The 5,697-nt window shown below is 67.6% G+C and carries 6 protein-coding genes; all 6 read left to right on the top strand.

The features are described from left to right. The coding region (locus VD972_RS22060) for an S-adenosylmethionine:tRNA ribosyltransferase-isomerase (protein WP_324990081.1) at nt 1-317 on the top strand (317 nt) is incomplete at its 5' end. 3 nt (nt 318-320) lie between these two features. After that, nucleotides 321-1,499: a tRNA guanosine(34) transglycosylase Tgt gene (tgt, locus tag VD972_RS22055; protein ID WP_324990079.1), complete on the top strand. Its 1,179-nt coding sequence runs from the start codon at nt 321-323 to the stop codon at nt 1,497-1,499. Nucleotides 1,500-1,655: 156 nt separating this feature from the next. Beyond that, nucleotides 1,656-2,003, top strand: coding sequence for a preprotein translocase subunit YajC (yajC, locus tag VD972_RS22050; protein WP_324990077.1), 348 nt, complete (start codon nt 1,656-1,658; stop codon nt 2,001-2,003). Further along, nucleotides 2,003-3,778, top strand: a complete 1,776-nt coding sequence (secD, locus tag VD972_RS22045) for a protein translocase subunit SecD (protein ID WP_324990075.1) — start codon at nt 2,003-2,005, stop codon at nt 3,776-3,778. The genes yajC and secD overlap by 1 nt, the downstream gene beginning before the upstream one ends. Before the next feature lie 12 nt (nt 3,779-3,790). After that, nucleotides 3,791-4,951, top strand: coding sequence for a protein translocase subunit SecF (gene secF / locus VD972_RS22040; RefSeq protein WP_324990073.1), 1,161 nt, complete (start codon nt 3,791-3,793; stop codon nt 4,949-4,951). Between the two features lie 182 nt (nt 4,952-5,133). Next, nucleotides 5,134-5,697, top strand: a 564-nt coding sequence (locus VD972_RS22035) for a hypothetical protein (RefSeq protein WP_324990071.1), incomplete at its 3' end; no start/stop codon positions are given.

Here is a 5,697-nt window from a genome sequence, read left to right as displayed (position 1 = left end):
TGAACGCCGCCAAGGCCGAGGGGCGCCGGGTGGTGACGGTGGGCACCACGGTGGCGCGCACGCTGGAGTCCGCCACGGATCCGCAGACGGGCCGGCTGCGCGCGGGGCAGGGGGACACCGTCCTCTTCATCCGCCCGGGCTTCACCTTCCGACAGGTGGACCTGCTGCTCACCAACTTCCACCTGCCGCGCTCCACCCTGGTGATGCTGGTGAGCGCCCTGCTGGGGCGGGAGCGCACTCTCGCGGCGTACCGCGAGGCCATCCAGGCAGGTTATCGGTTCTTCTCGTATGGCGATGCCATGCTGGTGACGGAGTAAGCAATGGACGAGCCAAAGGGTAGGGGAGACACGCGGGTGGCACCGGGGCTGGTGCGCTTCGAGCTGCTCCATGAGGATCCGGGCTCCAAGGCCCGGCGTGGCCGGGTCCACACCCCCCATGGGCCTATCGAGACGCCCATCTTCATGCCCGTGGGCACCGTGGGCAGCGTCAAGGCCGTGGGCCCGGACGATCTGCTCACCTTGGATGCGCAGATCATCCTCGGCAACACGTACCACCTCATGCTGAGGCCCGGCGAGGCGCTCGTGGGCGAGCTGGGCGGCCTGCACCGCTTCATCTCCTGGAACCGGCCCATGCTCACCGACAGCGGGGGCTTCCAGGTCTTCAGCCTCTCCGAGAAGCGCAAGATCACCGAGGAGGGGGCCGCCTTCCAGTCCCACCTGGATGGCTCGCGCCACATGCTCACCCCCGAGCGCTCCATCGAGATCCAGGAGACGCTCGGCGCGGACATCATCATGGCCTTCGATGAGTGCCCGCCCGCCCAGTCCGAGCGTGCCTACATGGAGCAGTCCATGGCCCGCACCACGCGCTGGCTCCACCGCTGCGCCAAGGCCTGGAGCCGCGAGCGCTCGTCCCTGTTCGGCATCGTCCAGGGTGGGCTCCACGAGGACCTGCGCAAGGCTCACGCCGAGCAGGTGTGCGCGGTGGATCTGCCCGGGTACGCGCTCGGCGGCTACTCCGTGGGCGAGTCGCCCGAGGCCATGCACGCAGGCGTCGCCTTCTCCGCGCCCCTCCTGCCGCGGGACAAGCCCCGCTACCTCATGGGGGTGGGCACCCCGGTGGACCTGGTCACCTGCGTGGAGGCCGGCGTGGACATGTTCGACTGCGTCCTGCCCACCCGCTGCGCCCGCAACGGCCTGCTCTTCACCTCCGAGGGCAAGGTCGTCATCCGCAACGCGGTGTATGCCAAGGACCCACGTCCGGTGGACCCGGCCTGCTCCTGCTACACCTGCCGGACGTTCAGCCGGGCGTATCTCCGCCACCTCTTCGTGGCCCAGGAGATCCTGGCCATGCGGCTCAACACCCTGCACAACCTGCACTACTTCCTGGGGCTCATGGCCCAGGTGCGCCGCGCCATCGCCGAGGGCCGGTACGCGGCCTTCGCCCGGGAGTTCCGGGAGCGGGCGGCGGCTCAGGAGGCCGAGAGGACCGGCGCTCGGTGAGCACCGGGGGTGGTGGGTGTTGGGAAGGGGCCGCCACCGCCCGCGTTCTCTTGCTCATGGAGGGGGCTGCTGCTAAGAGGCGCACCCTTCTGGGTCGACCTTTGCCCACACCTGGGCCGGGGCCGGTTCCAACCTTTCCAAGCGACGAGGCGGTACGTGGCAGAGAGCTTCCTGATCCTGGCCCAGGCCGGTGGCACGAACCCGATGGTGAATGTCGGCTTCATCGCCCTGCTGGTGGCCATCATGTACTTCGTGATGATCCGGCCCCAGCAGAAGCAGGCGAAGGCCCACCGGGATCTGCTCACGGGGCTGAAGAAGGGGGACGAGGTCGTCACCCAGGGTGGCATCCTCGGGAAGATCCACCTCGTCTCCGAGCAGACGGTGACGGTGGAGGTGGCCAACGGGGTGCGCATCCGCGTGCTCAAGCGGTCCATCTTAGCCAAGGGCGCGATCTCCGATGAGGGCGCCAAGCCCGAGGACAAGGACAAGAAGGAGGAGAAGTAATGGACCGCGGCTGGTGGTGGAAGTTCGGACTGATCGTCGCGGTGACGGTGGCCACCGTGTGGCTGCTGATCCCCACCTATGTCTCCCTGGTGGTGATGAAGCCCTCGGAGCGCAACAACCTGGCCCTGCTGGAGGAGAAGCTGCCCGCCTGGGCGCCTCCCGCCAGGTACCGTCTGAACCTGGGGCTGGATCTCCAGGGCGGTATCCACATGGTGATGCGTGTGGACACCAAGACGGCGCTCCAGAAGCGCACCGAGCGCCGGGGCCTGCAGGTCGCCCGGTGGATCACCCAGGACAAGAAGCTGGGTGAAGTCACCGTGGACACGGATCCCGAGCGGCTGGAGCTGACGATCACCGCCAAGGATCCGGCTACCATGGATGCGATCGAGAAGGAGGTGGTGACCACCTTCACTGACTTCACCCGGGTGAGCCGGGAGGGCGGGAAGCTGGTGCTGAGGCCGGACGAGAGCCAGGTGACCCGCTTCGAGCAGGAGGCGGTGGACCAGGCGATGCTCGTCATCCGCAACCGCATCGACAAGTGGGGCGTGGCCGAGCTCGATGTCCGCAAGCTGGGCACGGACTCGATCCAGATCTCGCTGCCGGGCCGCTCGGATCCGGAGCAGGCCAAGGAGCTGGTGGGCACCACGGCGCAGCTCGAGTTCCGGATGGTGGATGACACCAACGCGGCCTTCTTCCAGGAGATGCTCCAGAAGACCCCTCCGCCCGAGGGCAGCACCATCACCGTCACGGATGAAGAGGGCTTCCCGCAGCTCAAGGGCCCCAACCGCGAGGCGATGCTGGCCTACGTGAAGGACAAGGTGCCGGAGGGCCGCGAGGTGCTGCTGGAGTGCGTGGCCAACCCGCTGAAGAAGAACGAGTGCCTGGCCTACCGCTCCTACCTGGTGCATCGCGAGGTGCCGCTGACGGGCGAGAGCGTGGAGAGCGCCAACGCCAACATCAGCCAGATCAACGAGCCCGAGGTGAACATCACCTTCGACGCGGTGGGTGCGCGCGAGTTCGAGCGGCTCACCGAGGCGGGCGTGGGCAGGCGGATGGCCATCGTGCTGGATGAGTACGTGCAGTCGGCGCCGCGCATCAACGAGAAGATCGGCGGCGGCAGCGCGCGCATCACCATGGGCCGCGCGGGCGCCAAGTCGTTCGATGAGTGGTTCCAGGATGCGCAGACGCTGGCGCTGGTGCTGAAGGCAGGCGCGCTGCCGGCGCCGGTGACGGTGGGCGAGATCCGGCAGGTGGGGGCCTCGCTGGGCGAGGAGCTCATCAAGAAGGGCAGCCTGGCGGCGCTGGTGGGCGTGCTGATGGTGATCATCTTCATGGCCATCTACTACCGGAAGTCGGGCCTCATCGCGGACGTGGCGTTGTTGCTCAACGGCCTGCTCATCCTGGCAGGGCTGTCGCTGTTCAACGCCACGCTGACGCTGCCGGGCATCGCGGGGTTCGTGCTGACGCTGGGCGTCGCGGTGGACGCCAACGTGCTCATCAACGAGCGCATCCGCGAGGAGCTGGACCACGGGAAGACGGCGCGGCAGGCGGTGGATCAGGGGTACGACCGCGCGTTCTGGACCATCTTCGACGCACACGTGACCATGCTGATTGCCGGCTTCATCCTCTTTGCCACCGGCACGGGGCCGATCCGCGGGTTCGCGACGACGCTCATCATCGGTCTGGTGGCGTCGCTGTTCACTTCCATCATGGTGACGCGCGTCATCATCACCTACTTCGTCCACGGCCGGAACGCCCAGACGGTGTCGGTCTGAGAAAGAGCCGCCATGCGCATCCTCAAGAACAAGACAAACATCGACTTCATCAGCAAGCGCCGCATCGCCGTCTACATCTCGATGATGGTCAACCTGGCCATCCTGGTGGGCATCGCCACGGTGGGCTTCAACCTGGGCGTGGACTTCGCGGGCGGCACGGTGGTGGAGCTGAAGTTCAACCAGCCCATCAGCGCGGCCGAGGTGCGCAAGCGCGCGGAGGCGGGTGGGCTGCATGAGGTGTCCGTCCAGAACATCGGCAGCGAGGCGGAGAACACCTTCCTGCTGCGCATGGGCGGCGTCACGCAGCTCAACGAGGCGAGCTCCGAGAAGGCCAAGGCCGCCATCAACGGGCTGGGCAACGTCAAGAGCATCTACGTGGACATGCCCAACGGCATCATCAACCTCCGCTCGACCGCCCCGCTGACGACGGGCTCCATCAAGCAGACGGTGGAGGCCTCGGGCACGGGTGTTCAGGAGGTGCGCGAGCTGGGGGAAGCGCAGGGCGGCGGGTTCGACTACCAGGTAGTCGCCAGCGGCATGGCGGACAAGGTGCAGGTCGCGCTGGCTCAGGGCCAGCCGCAGCCGGACTTCGAGACGCGCCGCGTGGACTACGTGGGCCCGCAGGTCGGCAAGCAGCTGCGCAACAAGGGCATCGCGGCGATGCTGTACACCATGGTGGCCATCCTCGTTTACATCGCGTTCCGGTTTGACTTCAAGTTCGGCCCGGGCGCGCTGGCGGCCATGCTCCACGACGTGGTGATGGTGTCCGGCTTCTATCTGGTGAGCCGGCGCGAGTTCAATCTCACCTCCATCGCGGCGCTGCTGACGATCATCGGCTACTCGGTCAACGACACGATCGTGATCTACGACCGCATCCGTGAGGACATGGGTAAGTTCAAGGGCAAGCCGCTGCCCGAGGTCATCAACATCGCCATCAACGACACGCTGGCCCGTACGTTCCTCACCTCATTCACCACGGCGCTGTCGCTGGTGGGCCTGCTCATCTTCGGCGTCGGCGAGATCTGGGACTTCGCCATGGCGATGCTCGTGGGCATCGTCGTGGGCACCTACTCGTCCATCTACATCGCCAGCCCGCTCACCATCTGGCTGGATGAGCGCGCCGCCGCGCGCGAGGGTCGCGCCAAGGGTGGCATGAAGCCGAAGACGGCCTGACTGGAGCAGGGGAGGGCCGAGAGCTCCTCCCGTGCTCCCTGGAACCGTCGCTGTGATTGGGGCCCTCCTCCCACCGTGGGAGCGAGGGCCCTGGCTTTTCTGAGGGCCCCTCCTGTCGAGAGCTGGATGGACGCGCGGGTGGGGCGTTGCCTCGCTTCCTGGCTCGCAGGACGATGAGGCCGATGGACACCCAAGGCTGGAGGTTCGTGCTGGGCATGCTCGGGGGGCTCCTGGGAGTGGCTTGCGCCCACCCGGAGCCGACAGCTCGGAGCTCGCTGGCCGCGCAGGTCCGGCCGGCGGGGGCTCCTCGGGAATCCTCCGGGGCTTCCCTGGCGCCAGCGCCCATGCCTCCCTCATCCCAGGGGCCCCGCTTCGCGCAGGTTCGAGAGGAGCGCGGACGCGCCTGGAAGCAGGAGTGGAACGTGGTCATCGGTGAGGCCCTGGACGACATCGGCCAGCCGTTGCTCGAGGACGACAAGGTGCCCGCCGAGGAGGTGCGGGCGCTGTGCCCCAGCTATTTCGACGCCTCCCGCGAGGAGCGGAAGGCCTTCTGGGCCCTGCTGCTCGCCTCCATCGCTCGGCTGGAGTCCGGGTTCGATCCGGAGCGCACGTTCCTGGAGCCCCGGCCGCTGCGGACGCTCAGCGTGGGGCTGCTCCAGGTCAGCTATGGGGACCAGGAGCGGCACGCCGGGTGCCCGCTGAATCCCCTGGACGCGAACATCACCGATCCAGCGGTGAACCTGCGC

It is taken from the genome of Hyalangium sp. (assembly GCF_035629615.1).
Lineage (GTDB): Bacteria > Myxococcota > Myxococcia > Myxococcales > Myxococcaceae > Hyalangium.
This window is presented reverse-complemented; position numbering and strand designations above follow the sequence as displayed.

What these genes read in the sequence shown, in the direction of transcription:
- tgt (WP_324990079.1), top strand. Translation starts at nt 321, where the DNA reads ATGGACGAGCCAAAGGGTAGGGGAGACACGCGGGTGGCACCGGGGCTG.
- secD (WP_324990075.1), top strand. Translation starts at nt 2,003, where the DNA reads ATGGACCGCGGCTGGTGGTGGAAGTTCGGACTGATCGTCGCGGTGACG.
- secF (WP_324990073.1), top strand. Translation starts at nt 3,791, where the DNA reads ATGCGCATCCTCAAGAACAAGACAAACATCGACTTCATCAGCAAGCGC.